We start from the raw sequence: 20,741 nt of genomic DNA, 5'->3' as shown, positions 1-20,741 counted from the left end.
TCGATATGATGCGACTGAAATAAGATACCAATCAAAAAAAGGGGTTAATGCACATGCATCAACCCCTTTTTTTAATCTTCACTCACTCACGAGAGTCGTGTTACTCACCCGCAATTTTTAATGATTCGAGTAGAATAGAACCTGTTTGGATTTGAGAGCGTGTCTCCACATCATTACCCACTGCGACAATCTGCTTGAACATATCTTTCAGATTACCCGCAATCGTAATTTCAGACACAGGGAACTGAAGCTCACCATTTTCAACCCAGAAACCTGCTGCGCCACGAGAGTAATCACCGGTAACGGTATTTACACCTTGGCCCATTACTTCAGTAACGAACAAGCCCGTGCCTAACTCTTTTAGCATCTGCTCAAAGTTTTGACCTGTCGATTTCACAAACCAGTTATGGATGCCACCAGCATGACCCGTTGGCGTCATATCCATTTTACGCGCAGCGTAGCTCGTCAATAAGTAAGTAGAGAGTACACCATCGGTAATAATATCGAGATCTTGGGTAAATACACCTTCGCTATCGAAAGGGCTTGAAGCTAAACCTCTTAATACATGCGGTTTCTCACATACATTAAACCAATCCGGTAATATCTCTTTACCTAAGTGATCCAGTAAGAATGACGCTTTGCGATATAGACTGCCGCCACTGATCGCGCCAACAAGGTGCCCCATTAAGCCTGTCGCCACATCAGCAGCAAACATCACTGGGTATTGACCTGTTGACAGCTTTTTCGCATCTAATCGGCTGACCGTCTTTTCAGCGGCTTCTTGGCCTACTCTCTCAGGCGTCCACAAATCATCACGGTGACGAGCAAGGGTATAACTGTAATCTCGCTCCATCTCACCATTTTTGCCTTCGCCAATCACACAACAACTTGTGCTGTGACGACTTGAAGCGTAGCTGGCTAATAACCCGTGACTATTACCATAAACCTTCACACCGTAATGGCTGTCGTAGCTAGCACCATCGCTTTGCTTAATTTTGTCACTGTAAGCAAGAGCTTGGCGTTCCGCTGCAATGGCAATTTCCGCCGCCGCATCAGGGTTTGGTTCATCAGGGTGAAACAGATCCAAATCTGGGATCTCTTTCACCATCAATTCTTTAGGTGCAGGGCCTGCAAAAGGGTCTTCTGAAGTGTACTGAGCAATATCAAGTGCAGCTGCAACCGTCTGTTGAATCGCTTTTTCGCTAAGATCGGATGTAGACGCACTGCCTTTACGTTGACCTCGATAAACCGTGATCCCTAGCGCACCATCACTATTAAACTCAACATTCTCGATTTCACACATACGAGTCGAAACACTAAGTCCAGTACTCTTAGTAATCGCGACTTCTGCAGCATCAGCACTGACTGCTGCCATATCCAAAGCTTTTGCTACTGCGGCTTCTAACTCAACGCGTTGTTGAGCGACTTGCTGTCTTACATCCATATTCAATCTAACTATTTGCTATCAATATTGATTAGGATAACAAGAATTTCGCTTTCTCCCCACGATTCTTGCTAAAATAGGGATATATTCGTTTGAGATAGTGATATAGGCATACAAACATGGCACGTAAAAACCAAAAAGCGCCTTGGGAACCAGAAGAAGAGATCATCTGGGTCAGCAAAACCGAGATGAAGGAAGACATGGAAGCACTGCAAGTTTTAGGCGAAGAGTTAATCTCGCTAAAACCATCAGTACTGGCTAAATTTCCACTGACGGAAGATCTTGCTGAAGCAATCAAGGACGCGCAACGCTTTAAAAATGAAGCTCGACGTCGCCAGCTACAATATATTGGCAAGTTGATGCGTTTCGTCGATCCAGAACCGATTCAAGCAGCTCTTGATAAAGTTCGTAACAAGCACTCACAAGCGACGGCTACATTGCACAAGCTTGAACAGACTCGTGATCGTATTATTGAGAACGGTGACAGTGCTATCGCAGAGGTGATGGAAACATACCCATCGGCGGATCGCCAACGTCTACGTCAGCTTGCTCGTCAAGCAAACAAAGAGAAGGCTGCGAAAAAAGCACCGAAATCTTCACGTGAAATCTTCCAAGTTCTAAAAGAGCTACATGAAGGAAGTGAAGATTAATACGCTTTCACTTTAGTGAATACAATAAAATGGCTGACAGGTTCAGCCATTTTTTATGCCTGAAACATAATCATAATGCGAAGAAAAAACACCTCGACTCAATAAAGACGAATAAGCGAAATGAAAGGCAGGTTGCTACTCCCCCGCTTTCACAAAGTCACTCAACATATTGTTGTCATGGGTTGCCTTAAGGTTTTCAATAGGCTCACACAACATCACCTTACCTTGAGCTAAGAATGCAAAATGGCTGGCAATGGCTTTGGCATCACTAATATGGTGCGTCACCATCACAACCGTAATCTCTCTTTCTGCGGCAAGTCGTTTAACAAGATTGAGCATTTCGGCACGAAGAATCGGGTCCAACGCCGAAAACGGTTCATCTAACAACCAAACTCGATGAGGCTGTACAAAACAACGCGCCAGTGCGACACGCTGTCTTTGGCCTCCCGATAAGTGCTCAGGCAAGCGATCTAACATGTCAGCGACACCAACTTGCAGGGCGGCATCATTCACTTGCTTCACTTGATCTGCGGTCAATTTAAGCCCCGGATGAAGCCCTAGGCCAATATTCTCTCGAACGGACAAGTGAGCAAACAAGTTGTGTTCTTGAAACAACATCGCAAGTGGTCGCAAGTAAGGTTCTTGTCCGAGAACAGACGACCCATCAACACGAATATCCCCATCACTTGGGTCAATAAAACCAGCAACCAAACTGAGTAACGTTGATTTACCAGCACCACTTGGCCCCATCAGCGCCACAATAGAACCTTGCTTCGCAATTAGGTCAAATTCAAATCCTTCATGATGGTAGTCATATTGGACATTTGAAAGCTGAATCATAAATATTCCTTAACCGCCTGTGGACGGGAGTTTTTCGCCTTAGGCGTCACTTGAAATGCACGTTCAATGATGGAGAAGCACGCCACGCACAGCAGTAATAAGCTCAAAGCGACCACGGCAGCAGCCTCCATTTGATAACTGCCTAATAACTGAAAAAGGTAGAGAGGTAAGGTTCTAAATTCTTGGCTACCAAAAAGAGCTATCGCACTTAAATCGCCAACAGACAGCATAAAACTCAGCGCAAATGCATTAGCGATAGGCTTGCGTAATGCTCGCCACTCCACAAGGCGAAAACGTGAGAACCCACTCATTCCAAGACTTGGGCATAATAATTGGTACTGCTGCGCAATATGCAGCATAGGCTGAGATAAAGTTTTAATCACATATGGCAATGCCATTAAACTGTTCACGCCAATGACAATCATCGGGGCAATGCTGAATACGTCCGTGACATTACGCAATAGTAAAAATAGCCCCGTACTAATGACTAACCCTGGCGTCACGAGAATAATCGTCCCGACCAGTTCGATACCATCGGCTTTCAAGCTTTGAGAACGCAATCGCCACGCTCGACTCGTCAATAGGATGGCCATCCCCGAGATCAATGACAACCCGCTGGCTAAGATGGCGATCTTAAGGGAAGAGAACATGGCTAGCCAAAAGCTCATATCGCTCAACACCGACAACGCTTTCACATTCATGCCACTGAGTACCACCATCAATAATGGAGGTAATACGAGCATTGAGACACCCATGATCCAAAAGCCATCCCAGCATTTAGCCGCCATCGAATCTCGGGTCATAAAGGTATTGCGACTGACCTGCCCATTGGATACCGATATTGGTTTTGATAAGCGTTGAATTGACATCGATAACACCCCACATAACAGCATTTGCCATACCGCCAGTAACGCACCAGATTGCAAATCAAAATCAAACTTAATCGCTTGGTAGATAGCCAGTTCGATAGTGGTGGATTTGGGGCCGCCGCCTAGAGCCATCACCGTTGCAAAGCTAGTAAAACAGAGCATGAACACTAAGCCACACACATGAGGAAGTTGCTGTCGTAATCTAGGCCATTCAACCCACTTAAATTTATCCCAATGACTCATTCCAAGGTGAGCACATAGCTTGTGTTGCTCGGCTGGAACCGCATCTAAAGATTGTAATAATAAACGGCTAGCATAAGGCAGGTTAAAAAAAACATGCGCCAGTAAAATGCCATTTAGGCCGTAAATAGAAAACGGTAATTGATGTTCAAACCACGCAAATAAGCTGGCAAGCAAACCACTATTTCCATAAATCGCCAATAAGCCAAATACCCCCACTAGCACTGGTAACACCAATGTTGACGCGAATAATTTGAGTAATAATGAACGACCAAAAAACTGGCGACGAAACAGAGCGTGCGCCACAGGAATAGCAAAACCGACACTCAGTAACGTTGAGAGCCCGGCTTGATAAAAGCTAAATTTGGTCACATGACGATAATAGGGATCAGACCAAACACTAGAAAGCTCTAGCGAAGGCGCATACTGAAAAAGTGCAGCCAGAGCACAAAGAACAAAGGTCGCGATAACTATCGCGACCCATAATCCAACTTTAGGAACTGAATTCATTAATTCTATTGACTAATTAGTATTAAAAAGTGAGCGCATGTTGCCATTCACGGATCCAAGGCTTACGCATTTCAGCCACCTCTTCTGCACTGAAGCTTAATGCTTGCTTTGGTAAAGAGAGTGTTTCAAACCCTTTTGGCAAGGCGACATTTGTAACTGGGTACATCCAGTTCCCGGTAGGCATGACCGATTGGAAGTCATCACTTAAAATGAAATTCATGAACTCATTCGCCAGCTTTTCATTGTTCGAGCCCTTCACTTTTGCCGCGACTTCAACTTGAGTGTAATGCCCTTCTGCAAAATCCGCTGTCGCATACTTCGTCTCATTTTCAGCAATAATATGGTAAGCCGGAGAGGTCGTATAAGAGAGCACTAAATCAGACTCGCCCTCTAAGAACATCGAGTAAGCTTCAGACCAACCTTTCGTTACTGTGACCGTTTTCTTAGCCAATTTTTTCCATGCATCACTCGCATTGTCGCCATAAACAGACTTCATCCACAGCATCAAACCTTGGCCCGGAGTTGAAGTTCGTGGGTCTTGATAAATCACTTTCAAGTCATCACGTTCTTCCACCAGCTCTTTCAAGCTTTTCGGTGGATTGGCCAATTTCTCAGTGTTGTATACAAAGGCAAAGTAACCGAAGTCATAAGGAACAAACGTCGTATCTGTCCAACCTTTTGGCAAAGCAACAGAAGAGGTATCAACGTGATGCTCGGTCAATAAACCGGTTTTCTTCGCTTCTACCATTAAGTTGTTGTCCAAACCCAATACGATATCCGCTTTGGTATTTGAGCCTTCAAGACGCAGACGATTTAAGATCGACACACCATCATCAAGGGCGACAAAATTCACATCACAACCACATTTAGATTCAAATGCTTTCTCAACAGCCGGACCCGGGCCCCACTCTGATGCAAAAGAGTCATAAGTATAAATAGTCAGTGTGTTATCAGCGGCAGACGCCGAAAAAGAGGTGATGGTAGCAAGTGCTACTGCGGTTAGAGTGGTTTTCACTGTTCGCTTTCCTTGTAGTAGGTACGACACAGGACTTGAGGGAGGAATACGAAAAGGTTGCTCCAAACTCAATTCCTACGCCGGCATTATCCGGTTCAGGTTTACGGGTCCCAAGCAGATGCTTGATCTCAGCTGATCATCCACAAAATGAATGACTGGCCCCCCGATGAGTAAGTCGAATTGTAATGGTAATTAGATCAATAAGCCATAAGGATCAAGATTCAGGCTTCACAACTCGCTGATCATAACCCCAACGAGGCACTAAACCTTGTTCAATACCAAGATGATCAAGCACTCGTGCCACCATGAAATCGATGAGATCTTCAATGGTTTTAGGTTGATGATAAAAACCTGGAGCCGCAGGCATGATAGTGACACCCATGGTCGAAAGCTTATGCATATTTTCTAAATGCAGAGTTGAAAATGGGGTTTCACGCACCACCAACAACAGTTGCCCACGCTCTTTCATCACCACATCTGCTGCTCTTTCTATCAGATTATCAGACATTCCATGTGCAATCGCGGCCACGCTTCCTGCTGAACAAGGGCATACCACCATTTTTTTAGGTGCCGCAGAACCCGATGCAACTGGAGAGAACCAGTCATCTTTGCCACATACGGTTAGCTTTTCCGCATCGCAATTCAAATGCTTTACTAGCGCTGTTTTTGCAGCATCAGGTCCACTAGGAAGCTTGAGATCGTGCTCTGTCGCCATAACCACTCGCGCAGCCGAAGAGATCAATAAATAGACGTGATAATCCGCCGCAAGTAAACACTCTAGCAATCTTAATCCGTAAGGCGCACCAGACGCGCCAGTGAATGCAAGGGTGATGGTTTTCGAGTCACAAGGTGCCATAACTATCCCATACTAAACTCATATGGATCAGCCAAAAGCGAATCCATGAGTAAATTTAATGATGGCGAAGAATACTCGCCTACGGCTATTTCATCAATAAGAGTGTCATTCCTACTCTACCAATCATAGCTACTTAACAAATGCTGCTTAACAAATAGGAGCAGACGAATTAAACAGACAATGCAGCAATCAACTTGTCGTGTATCCCTTCAAAGCCACCATTACTCATCACTAGAATTTGATCGCCCGGCTTAGCTTCAGCGGCAATTTTAGCCACAAACTCCGACATCTCAGCGCTGGTAAAAGCAGGTTGAATGCACTGCTCAGCCACATCTTGAACCGACCACGCGATATTATCCGGTTGATATAGATAAACGGAATCCGCTTTTGCTAACGAGGCGGCGAGTGTTTCTTTGTGTACGCCTCGCTTCATGGTTGCTGAACGTGGCTCTAATACCGCAATAATTTTACTGTCACCCACTTTGTTACGCAGGCCGCCCAACGTCAGTTCAATCGCGGTTGGGTGGTGTGCAAAATCGTCATATACGGTGACTCCATTGATCTCCCCTTTTAGCTCTAAACGGCGTTTAGTATTGATAAACTTGGCCAAAGATTCGCACGCAAGATCAGGGGTAACGCCGACATGTCTCGCCGCGGCAATCGCCATTAGGGCATTATCGACATTATGATCGCCAACAAGATCCCACTTAACACGGCCGGCTAACCCACCTTGGAAAAGCACATTAAATTCCGATCCGTCGTTAACGATTTTCTCGGCTTGCCACTCTCCGCCTAGGCCACTGCTCTCTTGTTCGCTCCAGCAACCACGATCAAGTACGTCATGAATCGCAGCATCTTGTTTTGGTGAGAAAATACGCCCATTGCTCGGAACGGTTCTCACTAAGTGGTGGAATTGACGCTTGATCGCCTCTAGATCATCAAAAATATCCGCATGATCAAACTCTAAGTTATTCATCACTAAGGTTCTTGGGTGGTAGTGGACAAACTTAGAGCGCTTATCAAAAAAGGCACTGTCGTACTCATCCGCTTCAACCACAAAAAACATGCTTTCGCCTAAGCGAGCTGATTGATCAAAGTTACCTAATACACCACCGACTAAAAAACCCGGAGCGTAACCACAATCTTCTAAGATCCACGCCAACATGCTCGACGTGGTCGTTTTTCCGTGCGTACCAGAGACAGCCAATACCCAACGATCATGCAATAAGAACTCTTGTAACCATTGAGGCCCAGAGGTGTACCTTAAGTTGTTGTCTAATACATATTCGACACAAGGATTACCACGGCTCATCGCATTACCGATCACCACTAAATCTGGACGGGGCTCCAATTGAGCAGGGTCAAACCCTTCGATTATTTCCACACCTTGAGATTCGAGCAAAGTGCTCATTGGAGGATAAACATTGGCATCGCAACCAGTGACCTTGTGGCCTAATTGACGGGCTAAAATGGCAGCGCCACCCATGAAGGTACCGCAAATACCCAAGATATGAATATGCATAATTCTCTTCCAAAAATAGACAAAACGAAACTAACTCATTTCTTACCATGAATAGACGGGGAAAAGCGAGATTGTTTGCAAAACTTCTGAGCTCGACATTTGAAGTGAGATCTGTGTCGGTTACTTCATTACCATTAATAAGATCCAACATTTACACTATTTGTTAGATGCTTAGGTCGTAAAGTCCATCAAGAGGCAATCGCTTACGCATCGAAAAAAATCCCCCACATGATTCAGAGAACGTTAAGGAAATAACATGTCTGATTTACGCACCCTTGGTGAGTTTATTGTTGCAAAGCAAGCTGACTTCCCCCACGCAAGCGGTGATCTTTCGTCTCTTTTATCTTCAATTCGTCTTGCTGCTAAAATTGTAAACCGCGAAATTAATAAAGCAGGATTAGTTGATAGTATTACTGGTGCTGTCGGCACTGAAAACGTCCAAGGTGAAGAGCAACAAAAACTCGATCTTTACGCGAACGATAAATTTAAAGCGGCGCTAGAAGCCCGCGATCAAGTTTGTGGTGTCGCCAGTGAAGAAGAAGATGAAGCGGTTGCTTTTAATAAAGAACTAAACAAAAACGCTAAATACGTCGTATTGATGGATCCGCTAGACGGCTCTTCAAATATTGATGTGAACGTATCTGTTGGAACTATTTTCTCGATTTATCGCCGAGTATCTCCAATCGGAACACCACCGACTCAAGAAGATTTCTTACAGCCAGGCAACAAACAAGTGGCTGCAGGTTACGTCATTTACGGTTCATCAACCATGTTGGTTTACACCACAGGTAAAGGCGTAAATGGTTTCACTTACGATCCATCGCTAGGCACTTTCTGTCTATCTCATGAAAACATGATGATCCCAGATAATGGTAAGATCTATTCGATCAATGAAGGCAACTATATTCGCTTCCCAACAGGCGTTAAAAAATATATTAAGTTTTGCCAAGAAGATGTGCCAGAAGATGGTCGCCCATACACCTCTCGCTACATTGGTTCATTAGTCGCAGACTTTCACCGCAACCTGCTTAAGGGCGGAATTTACATGTACCCAAGCACACAAAGCCATCCGAAAGGTAAGCTACGTTTGCTGTATGAGTGCAACCCAATCGCTTTCATCATGGAGCAAGCTGGCGGTCTAGCATCTGATGGCGTTAATCGCATCATGGACCTAAAACCAACAGAACTGCATGAACGTGTGCCTTTCTTTGTTGGCTCCCCAAGCATGGTTAACAAAGTTGAAGAGTTTCTTGAGTTAAACCAAGACTAACTTTTGATAGATTGATCTTCTGTCAGTATCAACGAAAAGTAGACATCAAAGCGCTGATTAATTCAGCGCTTTTTTATTTAAAGAGAAAGGCAAAATTAAAGAGAAAAACAGCCCATCAGTTTTTACTTAACGCAGGCACCAATCTCCTGATTCTATCGGTTTACGCAGCTGGCGAGTATCTTGATAGAGGTAGGCCCATGCCAACCCAAAAGGTGTATTGATTGATTCTCTTCGATACTCAATAGGGATATCTTCTAAACGATCAAGCTGCTCTAAAATGTCATCGTTAATCGCATAAACTTCACCGACGATACATTGCTTTCCTTCAATAATTGCGGGGTATCGCCCCAAGTCAAACAGGGCGAAGTTTGGTGGTGTTGTAAAATTTCCGATAAATTCGGCATCATCTAGATAGAAATGGTTCGATTCATTTTTACGTAATGTGCCGTAAACAAAAACGAGATGCGTCATACCCATACCACTTTATTACTTAATTGAATTCAAACTGATAAAGAAGATCCACTGCGCTATCAAGCCCAGAAACGGCTTCGACATATAAATCCTGCATCAAACGATAACGCACAGTAAATTCACCAAGCGAGTTAAAAATACCCACGCCATATTTCACTTGGAGACCCGGTAAAATATAACCACTTACCGTCACTTGTGAGTCATCACCTGAGCCTGCGGTATCCAGCTGTAAATCTTGTACACCAAAGGCTTCGCCAAGCTCGCCTACGATTTGCCCACTCTTCGCTAAACTTAAACCAATTAACGTCGTGGTCATGGCGTTACCTCCAGATTCTCCATCAATGTTTTGTCCACGTAGAAGGTATGACAAGGCATTAGCTTGAGGCATTGCTGGATCTGAAAAAATCTCAACAACGGGTTCACTGGCAGGCCCAGAGACTTTCACACCAGCAGTCACCTTATCTTGCGTATTATCTGGGTTACGGATCGCTTTAATCGACACATAGGGCTCATCAACCGGGCCATTCATCAAAATTTTGCCCTGTTTTATCAATAAGTCTTGCCCAAAAGATCGGTAAGACCCGTTGGCTATATTGATCTCACCAGTCACAAATGGACCTTTATCTTTTTGTGCCACATTAAGTTGACCGATCAAACCGCCTTCAAGTCCAAATGCGGAGAGTAGAAAATCATCACCTATCGAAATATTGATGTCCGTTTCAACATCAAAAGGAATAGGGGTAGCTTCATCGACTGGTTGTAGATCTTTATTCAAAATTACCTGATCTTTTGATATACCCACCGCACTTTGTGGCAACTCTTCTACAACAATTCGCCCCCAAGGTAGAGCAATGCTTCCTGTGATCTTCGCTAACTTCGGGCTCACATCAATCGTCATATCCGGTACTAATTTAACCTTCACCATAGGCGGCATATCGACCTTCAACTGCTCGGCAAATACTCGAATATTGGTATGCCAATCTTTTAAATCTTGCCAGTCTCCAGTACCTGCGATATTTAAGTCGCCATCAGGGGTAATAATATCGGCATCTAACTTGGCTTGGTAACCCATGAAATCAATGGCAAGGCGACCTGAATTGACATCGATAGGCGACACATCCCCTTTTAATACCATGTCATCAACGATGAGTTTTCCCTTCACTTGCGGATGCATTAATGGCCCGCTCAGTGCAAGGTTCGTTTCTAGATTCGCTTTCAATAAACTATAGTCACCGACCAGTGGTTGAAGGAAATCAAGATTAAAGGTAGATAAATTAAGCTCGGCATCCACAAGCTTATCTTCCGCTTGAACATCTGGTAGCGCTAAATGACCGGAAATATCACCATTATCCGTCATATCCAATAACCACTTGGCTTGCAGTTGGTTATCCTTTAGTGCCATTTGTAAACCTATTGAATCCCAACCGACCACGATCGGTTGCTCTAACGTTTGAGTCACTTGACCTTTTGGCATCTCCACTTCGACAGTCAATTCTGGTGCTTTCTCTGGAGCCCATTTCGCCCAGGCAGTGGCATTCACCTTCCCATCAACCTCTGTTTTTTCTGGGATAAATTGCTTTACTTGCTCAAAATCAAACTGTTGAATAGCTAAACTCGCCTCACCCGATTCCCCAGCTTGCATATCTTTCGTTAAGCAGACTTTCGATTTTGATTGTGTCCAACAATGCGCTTGCACAGAAGCTTGTTTATTGTCGATATCAAAACCTAACTTCACGGCATGGTCGAGCTCCCACGACCCTTGTTCGCTACTCATGAGAACCCTTTGTAACACCCCACTCCATTCCATTTTCGGCTTATCGTTAAATGAACCCGAAAGTGCCAAGCTGGTAGAGACAATATTTGAAGCCACATCGAGCACGAGTTGGTGAGCATCCTGAGTCCCCGAAAGATCCAACTTAACGCTATCGACAAGCTTATCTTCATAGGAAAGATGACGGGCAAGCAATTGGATGTCTGCTTTCGGCTGCGGTAATGGTTTTACACGACCAGATAGAGATAAGTGTTGTAAACCCATCTGTTGTTGCCACTGAACATTATCGACATTGATATCCAGTTCAATTTCAGGCTCTTTTAGCGCGCCACGTAATTTCAAATCACCTTGCATGTTGCCACTGAGTTCTGGAAGCGATTTAGCAAAACTGGGGAAGTTTAACTGAACGTCCATCTGCCAGTTTTTATCTAACAAGCCTTTTGCGTTAATCGAGTTGGGACCATGAGATAACGCCAACCCATCAGTTTGTACTTTGAACGCTCCTTTTCCTGTCACATCCGATGCTTTCAACTGCCCTACAATGTTGAGTGGATAATCTCGTAAAACTCCGTCGACATTCAAACTCGGTAACTCTATCTTCCAGCCGCCCTCAGCCGTTAAAGAACCTGAGGTTACCAACTTGCCGCTTACGACCCCTTCCGCCTCTTTCCATTGCAAACCTGGCTTAATATCACTAAAGCTCAAATCCGCTTTCCAATTGATGGGTGATGTCCAATTTGCCATCACTTTACCGTCCAGGTCACCGCCAAGTGTTTTGATCGCAATCGAATCAAGATCGATCTCGCTCAGTGTTCCTTTGCCATTGAGGTTGACCTTCATTTCGGGGATGTCTTTGCCAGAGATTTGAGTACCAAGCAGTAAAGAATAACCCTCTAAAGAACCTTGCGTTTTAAGCTGGTCTATCGTCACTTGGTAGTCGCTCTTTCCAGATAGCGGCCACTGAGCCTTCCCCTCAGAAAGTCGAAGATCAAAAGGTAACGTCGATTCAAGTGGCTTAATGTCACCAGACAATAGCGCATCAATCACACCAGAAAACTGACTCGAAAAGGTCAGTTCTCCTACACTTCCTGAAGCTTCTAAAGAGAGTTTCTGCCCTTTTAGTTCGGTCTCTTTAAGTAGAGCATCCAGAGTTAAATTCAATGGGTAATCTTCTTTTAACTCCACTTCTGCCTGTGCACTCGCTTTAATTTGCGGCATATCGAGTTCAAGAGTTTTGAGGACGACCGAGTGCTCACCTGCTTTTGCTTCCAACCCTAGGTGAGATACATTGACTGGCGAGTCTTGGATCAAGGTAAAACTAGAAAGATCAAACCGTTTGAGATCCACTTTCAATGGGATCCAAACTTCTGGCAATTTGATCGCTGTTTTTTCCACTTCCGATTTTATCTCTTCTACACTCACCGCCTTAGGCTCGACAGGCTTATCTTCAGGTCCTTTCGCTAATTGAACATTAATCGTCTCAAGGCGAGTGCGGCCTATCGCGAGTCTGTCTCCCTGCATAGACAGGCTCGTAGAGAAGTGTTGCCAATCCACTTTATTGCCTAAAATATTCAGATCAATATCAAGCAATTCAATACGCTTAATGTTAATTGGCAGAGGAACGGCAATAGAGGTTAACGGCTCCTTCGAAGGCTCTTCCGACGACGAGGGAGGCAATTCAGACAAATTCAGCGATAACCCTTGAAGTGCTATTTCATCAATACATAGTGAAGGGTCAAAAAAGCATTGCGCCTTTACGGCTAAAGTCAGTTGCTGTAATTGAGCGTCGATATGCAAGCTATCATCAACAAAACGGACATTATTAAGACTGAACCTCGGAAACAAAGCTCCCTCAGTTGATTCAACACTGAGTTGAGGTAACGCTTTTTGTGCCCCCCAAATGGTGAGTTTTAGCCCTGAATTGGTAAACAGTAATATGGCAATAAAAAGAGTGAGTAACAGCAGTAGACTCAATGCGCTCATCGAAAGCCATTTTGTCCACTTAAACATCACCTTAATCATAATTCGGGCCCTAAGGTAAAGTGAACTTGGAATTCGTCACCGGGCGTTTCATCCAATCCCCATGCGAAATCAAGACGAACTGGGCCAACAGGAGAAACCCATCTAACCCCGACACCCACACCTGTTTTCCAATCTGGTGTATTGTTGAAGGCATCACCGTAATCAACAAACGTCGCTGCCCACCAATTCCCCACCACTCGGTATTGGTACTCTAAGGTACTGGTCGCAATATATTTCGCCCCGGTTAAAGCATTACTTTCATCTTTTGGCGAAATAGATTCATACTTATAGCCACGCAAATTATTGTCACCACCAGCAAAGAAACGCAATGAAGGCGATAGTGAATCAAACTCATCCGCAAAGTTACCTCCCCCTTCTAAACGAAGTAAGCCTCGGTGGTTTTCACCTACCCCGCGGATCCAAGACGTACGCCCTTGCAACCTAAATACACGAGTTTCCGATAGCAGTTGATCATCGCCATATTCAAAAGTAATACTCTGTTTATCACCCCACATCGGCATCACTCCGCCTCGGCTACGACTGCGTGAAAACGACATGCCAGATAGCAAGAATCGCCCAACATCATCTTGCAAACCTTGCTCATAATTTTCAATCAAGTAACGGACAAATAGCGTTCTGTGCCAACCATTATCCAGCAGCCAATGCCTTTCGACTGCCAAATTCGATTCTAAACTTACCGTATCTCGAGTATCGACATTTTTCATTCCATATTGGATGCGATAGTAATCATGAAGCACGTCTTCAAGTGGAATTTTATAGCCTGCTGTAATGGTTTGTTCAGGCACAGACAAAGACAAACTGCTATCAAAACTATGTCCGTAACGATTAACCCACGGTTTTTTCCAGTTCAATGTTCCGCGGACACCGACATCGGTTGAATAACCAATACCCGTTTCAATTTGATTTTTAGCTTGTGGGGCTAACGACACCTTCATGGGTAAATCTCGACCTTTACCTAACGAGGTGAGATCCGGTTCGACAAAGACAGATGAAAACCAATCGGTGTTCGACAGGGATTGATTAAATGCGCCGACTTTAGACACTAAGTAAGGCTCTCCCGTCTCATAAGGCTGTAGCGATTGAACTCGCACCTCTTCTATCTGACTGCCATTAATCTGGGTAGAACCAAAGTGATAGCGAATACCACTTTCATAATGAAGTTTTACGTAGGCGCGATTTAATTCCGGCACCACCTCTAAGCGACTTACCTTATAATCCGCATCGAAGTAGCCTTTCTGCAAAGCCAGATTTCGTATGCTTGATTTCAGGCCATCATAATCACCATGGTTTAATACCGCACCCAGCTTTAACTTTGAATTCGCAACCAAGGCCAAAAAATCAGGATCATTTTCCGCTTCTCCTGAAATCACGATATCGTTACTAAAAATGGTGACGGGCTCTCCCAACGCTACCGTCGCGATGAGCTTTTTATCCCCTTTAGGCACGGTAAAGTTGATGGTTGAATGGTAGTAACCCAAAGCATTTAAGGCATCACGAACACTGGTTTCAATGCGAGATTGAAAGCGCAATGAAATGGAGTAGTCCTCTTCTGGAATTGAAGATAAATACGCATCGACATTATCTTCTAACGCACCTTTTAAACCTTTAATCTCTAAAGAGACATTCGCCATTGCATTCGTTGAGAGAATCAAAAGGCTAATCAATACTAGTAATGTTTTTCTTATCATGCTTAATTGGATGAACCACGTTAATGAAAAGTAAAATCAATTAACTAAAATAATAACGCTAAATTCTCTTTAAGTCTGTAATAAAACAGAGGGTTCTTCGGTCTGTTTCTATAAATAAAACCTCTATTTTTCTCTCCAGATTTCATTCTACTGACATAAAATTAAACAAAAGGATGCCGTAATGTTCTCAAAAACAACCCTGATCAACGTAAACGATGCGCTTCCCGGACGCTCTCAAGCAATGCCGATCACTGAAGCGCATTTTGTCAATCACTCAGCACTGGATGCTCCGTTAGCGCCAGAGCAACAACAAATTCTATTCGGTATGGGTTGTTTCTGGGGAGCGGAACGACTGTTTTGGTCTCTCGATGGCATCGTTTCAACGTCTGTTGGTTACGCTGGGGGTTACACTCCGAATCCTACTTATGATGAAGTCTGCTCAGGGCTAACTGGGCATACCGAGGTAGTACGCGTTGTCTTTGATACCACTAAAACGCACTTAGAGGATATTTTAGAGCACTTTTGGGAGCGTCATGATCCGACTCAAGGGATGCGCCAAGGTAATGACTCTGGCACTCAGTATCGCTCCGCCATTTACTGCTTTAGTGAAGAGCAACTCAATATAGCAAATGCCTCCAAGCTGCGTTATCAAGAGGCGTTAAATCACCAAGGCCAGCCGCACATAACCACTGAAATATTACCTGCGGGTCAGTACTATTTTGCAGAAAGCTATCACCAACAATATTTGGCAAAGAACCCTGAAGGATATTGTGGTTTAGGTGGCACAGGTGTGTGCTTTCCTGCTTAAGCGATCCATCATAGCCAATGATGGATACATGAAAGAAACCGCATAAAAATGGGATCTATATCAGATAGCACTGGCTTTATTCTCTGAAAAGAATCAAGTCGCTATCAATTATTCGTCATGTTACAAAAATGTGTTTTATACTTGCCGAGCAAATACATAAACGGAAAAAAATAATGAACAAAAAGACTCTCCTAACTCTAATACTTGCTTGCTCACCTATGCTTACATCGGCGCATAACCTCACAGTAGGAAAAACGGTTCCTGACATTGCCGTCAGCTCTTATGGCGAAATCGTCCTAAATGGCGATGACACGGCTTACCAAGCTTGGAACAACGAACAACTGCTCGGCAAAGTTCGTGTGATCCATGCCATTGCAGGGCGCAGCAGTTCAAAAAAAATGAATTCACCGTTAATGGCCGCATTAACAGCAGCCAAATTCCCAACCGATAGCTACCAAACCACCACCATTATCAACCAAGATGATGCCATTTGGGGGACAGGATCATTTGTGAAATCATCAGCGGAAGAGAGTAAACAAGAGTTTCCATGGTCTTCAATGGTGCTGGATGAGAATGGCAGTGTTGCAAATGCTTGGGAGTTAGCAGAAGAGAGCTCAGCCATTATTGTGCAAGATAAGCAGGGCAAGATTTTATTCGCCCATGAAGGTGCATTAGATGATACTCAAGTCCAACAGGTATTAGGTCTCATTAAAGCCAGTTTGTAATAACGAATAGTAAAAATAGGTTTCCATTTAAGGATATTGTTATAGTATAACAATATCCTTTTTCCATCTCGTACTTGAACTATGTGGTTACGTCGACAGTCAATGAGTAAGCTAACGACCGTAGTAGCAATTTTGCTAACGCTATGGCTTAACGTTGCATTTGCGGCACACCAAGTTGATCTAGAGTCTTCACACCACCAGCACCATCAATGCGAGTTGTTTTCCGTTGCCCAGCAAGGGTTATCACATTCTTCACCACTCATTTTCACACCTCTTACACCTTTCCTCTTCCCTAATACAGAAGATGTGAGATCGACGGCTCGACTCTATTTCCCCTACCTTGCACGTTCTCCTCCGTCACTAAAATAGTTATTCCTATACCGCTATGCATTTCACGATCACATCCATGACTTAATTTTAAGAGCTTAGTTTTAAGAGCTTGGTTTTGGATACGTACCCGCATGGCGATGATCAATATTTTCACTATTTTAAGTTATTAAAGGGCACATCATGCAACAGCAAACAAAATGGACAACACTCGCAGGTCTTATCGCACTCTCTTTACAGGTTTCTTCAGCGCACGCCGAAGATGATTTTCGTGATCACGAAGCGCATGTCCATGGTCATGTAGAGCTAAATATCGCCCAAGATGGTCAAGAACTTTTATTTGAAATATCCGCTCCGGGCGCCGATGTCGTTGGATTTGAACACCCACCAGAAACCGATGCAGAGAAACAGGCTCTTGCAAAAGCCGTAGCTCTACTAGAACAGCCACAACAGCTTATTTCTCTCTCTGGTAATGCAAGCTGTGAACTGGAATTCAAATCGGTAAAACATACGCTCTCAGACAATCATCATGACGAAGATGATCACGCGGAACATCACGATGAGCATGATCACCATCAAGACAAACATGATGACGCAGAACACCACGATAAACATGACGATCATCATGACAAACATGATGATGCAGAACACCATGATGAGCATGATCACGATTCAGAAGCTCATGGTCAACACGGTTCATTTACCGTTGAATACCACTATCAATGCGGCGACATCACTAAGTTAACTGAATTCCAAACCTCTTGGTTCAATGCATTTCCAAGTACAGAGTCGATTGAAGTGAATTTGCTCACTGACACTAAGCAAACGGCACTAGAACTCTCACCAAAGAACACCAAGTTTAACTTTTAATTAGCTAGCCAAGTAAGTAGGTGCTTACTTGGCTATCTCTTTATGTTGATTTTACTATCAAGTGGGGAGCTCAATGATAGAGAATAATCACTCAAACCAACCGACGCAGAGTGTGGTAAAACTAAGAGATGTCAGCTTTCGCTGGAAGGAGGAAATGGAACCGACGTTACTCATTCCATCTCTAGAGATCCAATCCAAACAGCACCTTTTTATTAAGGGCCCGAGTGGATGCGGTAAGTCGACACTATTAGGGTTAATGACGGGTATAAATACAGCTCAAGAAGGTGAAGTCTCCATTTTAGACACCGACTTAAGCACGTTGAAACCGAGTTTGCGAGATCATTTTAGAGCGGAGCATATTGGTTATATATTTCAACAGTTCAACTTACTGCCTTACTTATCGGTTCTCGATAATGTCATTCTTCCTTGTCAATTTTCCACTCTCCGTAAGCAGAGAGTCCAAGGTGATATCAAGCAAGCAGCAGAACAGTTACTCAAAAGATTACACCTACCTAGCACGTTAATTCATAAACCAGTAACCGAACTGAGCATTGGACAACAACAACGGGTTGCGGCAGCTAGAGCTTTGATTGGTAACCCTGAAATTATCATCGCAGATGAACCGACTTCCGCTCTTGATCATGATAATCGTAGCGCTTTCATCACCGTTCTAATGGAAGAAGTTGAACGAGCAAATTCAACACTGATATTTGTCAGCCACGATCCAACCTTAGAACCACTATTTCAACGTTCAATTAACTTGAAAACCATCAACAAAGCGGGATTAGATTCATGAAAACAACCGCACACCTAGCATGGAAGAGCGTCTTAAACCGCAAAACGACGGCTATCCTTACCATTTTAACCGTTGCGATTTCAGTCGTGTTGTTAATGGGTGTTGAGCGAGTCAGAACTCAAGCGAAAAGCAGTTTTGCGAACACCATTTCAGGCACCGACCTTATCGTAGGTGGTCGCTCTGGACAGGTAAATTTGCTGCTCTATTCTGTATTTAGGATCGGCAACGCGACAAATAATATTGATTGGAAAAGTTATCAAGAGTTTAGCCAACACCGCTCTGTCGATTGGGCGATTCCCATTTCATTAGGCGATACTCATAAAGGATTTCGTGTCATGGGAACCAACCATAGCTATTTTGAGCATTTTAAATATGGTAGTAAGCAACCACTTACTTTTAGCCAAGGTGCTGAATTTAAATCATTATTCGAAACTGTGATTGGTTCAGATGTCGCTAAATCTCTTGGTTATCAAATCGGGACAGAGATCATCTTAGCTCATGGCATCAGCGACGTTGGATTTAGTCGCCATGATAACCTTCCTTTTAAAGTGGTCGGTATCCTTGCTCCAACAGGCACCCCAGTCGATAAAACTGTGCATGTTTCACTTCCTGCCATTGAAGCCATCCATGTCGGATGGGAGTCAGGTGCCAATTTAGGTAACAACCCAACCGCAGCGCAATTAGAGGCTCACCAACTCAAGCTTCAACCACAGCAGATCACGGCCATGCTGCTTGGGCTGAAGTCAAAAATTCAGATTTTTTCGCTCCAGAGACAAATCAATACTTATCGTAAAGAGCCACTCAGCGCCATCATGCCCGGTATTGCTCTGCATGAATTGTGGGGAATGATGTCGGTAGCAGAACAAGCGTTAATGATTGTTTCAGGATTTGTAGTTGTTGCCGGTTTACTCGGTATGCTAAGCAGCTTACTGACCAGCTTACAAGAAAGACGCCGAGAAATGGCCATTCTCAGAGCGATGGGGGCAAGGCCAAAGCATGTATTTGCTCTACTGATAAGTGAAGCAAGTGTATTAACTTTCGTGGGTATTACCACTGGAGTCATCACTCTGTATGCCCTGCTTGCCGTCATCGGCCCAATTATCCAGCAGCACTATGGCATCAACATCGCACTTAATGGAATAAGCAATCATGAATGGTTGCTACTCGGATTAGTCCAAACGGCTGGTTTAGTTATCGGCTTCATTCCCGCTTTTCGTGCTTATAAACAATCTCTCAGTGATGGCATGACCATACGAATTTAAATAGATAAGGTAAACAATAATGAGAAAAAACCTACTAATACTGCTCTGCTTTTTAGGGGTAACCAGCCCTAGCTTTGCAAACTCTAAGGTTGAAAGCCAAAACGTTGAGATGCCGAGTAGTGATGAAGTCTTGACCCTAGACTGGATAGATCTGATCCCCAAGAGCGAGCGTAACAAATTTGATGAGTTTGGAATGCCAACCGTAGATCATTCAAGCACAACAATGAGCCAATCAAAACTCGGAGCGGTGAGAACAGAATTAAATGGCAGCAAGGTGAAGATACCCGGATTTGTGATTCCGCTAGAAGGTGATGAAAATAAGGTCACGGAGTTCTTACTTGTGCCCTATTTTGGTGCTTGCATCCATGTTCCACCACCACCACCGAACCAAATCATTTATGTAAAATTCCCTAAAGGGGCTCCCGTTCAAGACCTATGGGATGTGATTTATCTAGAAGGGACATTAAAAACTGAAACGATGAACCATGACTTGGCTGAAACTGGATACTTAATTGAGGGTACGTCAATAGAAGCGTATGACGATATGTAATATTTTTAACAAATGATCAACCAGTAAAAAAGACTAGTCTAAACAATATATTTAGATAAATAGACTAATACAGCGACGTACACTATCAGCAATAGTGTTATCGACAGCTGTTTCTTCCATTTATTCTGTTTAAATTGCATCATAAGACCTCACTTTGACGATAACAATTTTAACAAGTTATTATCATTTGTGATAGTCAAATTTTCTTAGTTCA

At 43.8% G+C, this 20,741-nt stretch carries 17 protein-coding genes, 1 pseudogene and 1 riboswitch; of the genes and pseudogenes, 9 read left to right on the top strand and 9 right to left on the bottom strand.

The features are described from left to right. Positions 1-100: 100 nt before the first annotated feature. The gene (gene pmbA / locus OCV39_RS01675) at positions 101-1,444 is read right to left on the bottom strand and encodes a metalloprotease PmbA (RefSeq protein WP_017051479.1); all 1,344 of its coding nucleotides are present in this window, start codon (positions 1,442-1,444) and stop codon (positions 101-103) included. 119 nt (positions 1,445-1,563) lie between these two features. Between pmbA and yjgA the strand changes: the two genes are divergently transcribed. Next, positions 1,564-2,094 (top strand): ribosome biogenesis factor YjgA, encoded by a 531-nt coding sequence (gene yjgA / locus OCV39_RS01670; RefSeq protein ID WP_017051478.1) that lies wholly within the window; start codon positions 1,564-1,566, stop codon positions 2,092-2,094. Between the two features lie 135 nt (positions 2,095-2,229). On the opposite strand, the gene thiQ is transcribed toward yjgA, so the two are convergent. The 5 genes from thiQ to mpl all read right to left on the bottom strand — a co-directional run bounded on the left by thiQ (position 2,230) and on the right by mpl (position 7,946). Next, on the bottom strand, positions 2,230-2,934 hold the full coding sequence (thiQ, locus tag OCV39_RS01665) for a thiamine ABC transporter ATP-binding protein (protein WP_261888816.1): 705 nt from the start codon (positions 2,932-2,934) through the stop codon (positions 2,230-2,232). Beyond that, positions 2,931-4,553, bottom strand: a complete 1,623-nt coding sequence (gene thiP / locus OCV39_RS01660; RefSeq protein WP_113795501.1) for a thiamine/thiamine pyrophosphate ABC transporter permease ThiP — start codon at positions 4,551-4,553, stop codon at positions 2,931-2,933. Before thiP ends, thiQ begins: the two co-directional genes overlap by 4 nt. Positions 4,554-4,575: 22 nt before the next feature. Further along, positions 4,576-5,568 carry a thiamine ABC transporter substrate binding subunit gene (gene thiB, locus OCV39_RS01655; protein WP_113795499.1) on the bottom strand — a complete coding sequence of 331 codons (993 nt, stop codon included), beginning with the start codon at positions 5,566-5,568 and terminating at the stop codon, positions 4,576-4,578. 55 nt (positions 5,569-5,623) lie between these two features. Next, a riboswitch (TPP riboswitch) is annotated at positions 5,624-5,744 on the bottom strand. A 38-nt stretch (positions 5,745-5,782) separates the two neighbouring features. Continuing rightward, the gene (locus OCV39_RS01650) at positions 5,783-6,424 is read right to left on the bottom strand and encodes a flavin prenyltransferase UbiX (protein WP_017051474.1); all 642 of its coding nucleotides are present in this window, start codon (positions 6,422-6,424) and stop codon (positions 5,783-5,785) included. Between the two features lie 169 nt (positions 6,425-6,593). Continuing rightward, entirely contained in the window at positions 6,594-7,946 is a 1,353-nt protein-coding gene (gene mpl, locus OCV39_RS01645) for a UDP-N-acetylmuramate:L-alanyl-gamma-D-glutamyl-meso-diaminopimelate ligase (RefSeq protein WP_261888815.1), read from the bottom strand. A gap of 256 nt (positions 7,947-8,202) precedes the next feature. Between mpl and fbp the strand changes: the two genes are divergently transcribed. After that, positions 8,203-9,216, top strand: coding sequence for a class 1 fructose-bisphosphatase (gene fbp, locus OCV39_RS01640; protein WP_017051472.1), 1,014 nt, complete (start codon positions 8,203-8,205; stop codon positions 9,214-9,216). 126 nt (positions 9,217-9,342) lie between these two features. Here fbp and OCV39_RS01635 read toward each other — a convergent pair whose 3' ends face one another. From OCV39_RS01635 to tamA, 3 genes are read right to left on the bottom strand one after another with little or no spacing between them, the layout of a single operon-like run. Then, positions 9,343-9,687 carry a gamma-glutamylcyclotransferase family protein gene (locus OCV39_RS01635; RefSeq protein ID WP_261888814.1) on the bottom strand — a complete coding sequence of 115 codons (345 nt, stop codon included), beginning with the start codon at positions 9,685-9,687 and terminating at the stop codon, positions 9,343-9,345. Positions 9,688-9,706: 19 nt separating this feature from the next. Further along, complete coding sequence (tamB, locus tag OCV39_RS01630) at positions 9,707-13,480, bottom strand: autotransporter assembly complex protein TamB (protein ID WP_261888813.1); 3,774 nt, start codon at positions 13,478-13,480, stop codon at positions 9,707-9,709. Beyond that, positions 13,477-15,189, bottom strand: a complete 1,713-nt coding sequence (gene tamA / locus OCV39_RS01625) for an autotransporter assembly complex protein TamA (protein ID WP_261888812.1) — start codon at positions 15,187-15,189, stop codon at positions 13,477-13,479. Before tamA ends, tamB begins: the two co-directional genes overlap by 4 nt. 181 nt (positions 15,190-15,370) lie before the next feature. On the opposite strand from tamA, the gene msrA reads away from it, so the two are divergent. From msrA to OCV39_RS01595, 7 genes and pseudogenes are all read left to right on the top strand, one after another. Further along, on the top strand, positions 15,371-15,997 hold the full coding sequence (gene msrA, locus OCV39_RS01620) for a peptide-methionine (S)-S-oxide reductase MsrA (RefSeq protein WP_017051468.1): 627 nt from the start codon (positions 15,371-15,373) through the stop codon (positions 15,995-15,997). Positions 15,998-16,170: 173 nt separating this feature from the next. Continuing rightward, positions 16,171-16,722: a YtfJ family protein gene (locus tag OCV39_RS01615; protein WP_113795493.1), complete on the top strand. Its 552-nt coding sequence runs from the start codon at positions 16,171-16,173 to the stop codon at positions 16,720-16,722. An 81-nt stretch (positions 16,723-16,803) separates the two neighbouring features. After that, entirely contained in the window at positions 16,804-17,091 is a 288-nt protein-coding gene (locus tag OCV39_RS21155; protein ID WP_390903228.1) for a DUF2607 family protein, read from the top strand. Positions 17,092-17,232: 141 nt separating this feature from the next. Next, on the top strand, positions 17,233-17,919 hold the full coding sequence (zrgA, locus tag OCV39_RS01610; protein WP_261888811.1) for a zinc uptake protein ZrgA: 687 nt from the start codon (positions 17,233-17,235) through the stop codon (positions 17,917-17,919). Between the two features lie 73 nt (positions 17,920-17,992). Further along, a complete protein-coding gene (locus OCV39_RS01605) occupies positions 17,993-18,715 on the top strand; it encodes an ABC transporter ATP-binding protein (RefSeq protein WP_261888810.1) in 723 nt (240 codons plus the stop codon). Beyond that, positions 18,712-19,977, top strand: coding sequence for an ABC transporter permease (locus OCV39_RS01600; protein WP_261888809.1), 1,266 nt, complete (start codon positions 18,712-18,714; stop codon positions 19,975-19,977). The genes OCV39_RS01605 and OCV39_RS01600 overlap by 4 nt, the downstream gene beginning before the upstream one ends. Before the next feature lie 121 nt (positions 19,978-20,098). Continuing rightward, a pseudogene (locus tag OCV39_RS01595) lies at positions 20,099-20,527 on the top strand (DUF3299 domain-containing protein); the annotation flags it as partial. Between the last annotated feature and the right edge of the window lie 214 nt (positions 20,528-20,741).

This window comes from Vibrio cortegadensis (genome assembly GCF_024347395.1).
Lineage (GTDB): Bacteria > Pseudomonadota > Gammaproteobacteria > Enterobacterales > Vibrionaceae > Vibrio > Vibrio cortegadensis.
This window is presented reverse-complemented; position numbering and strand designations above follow the sequence as displayed.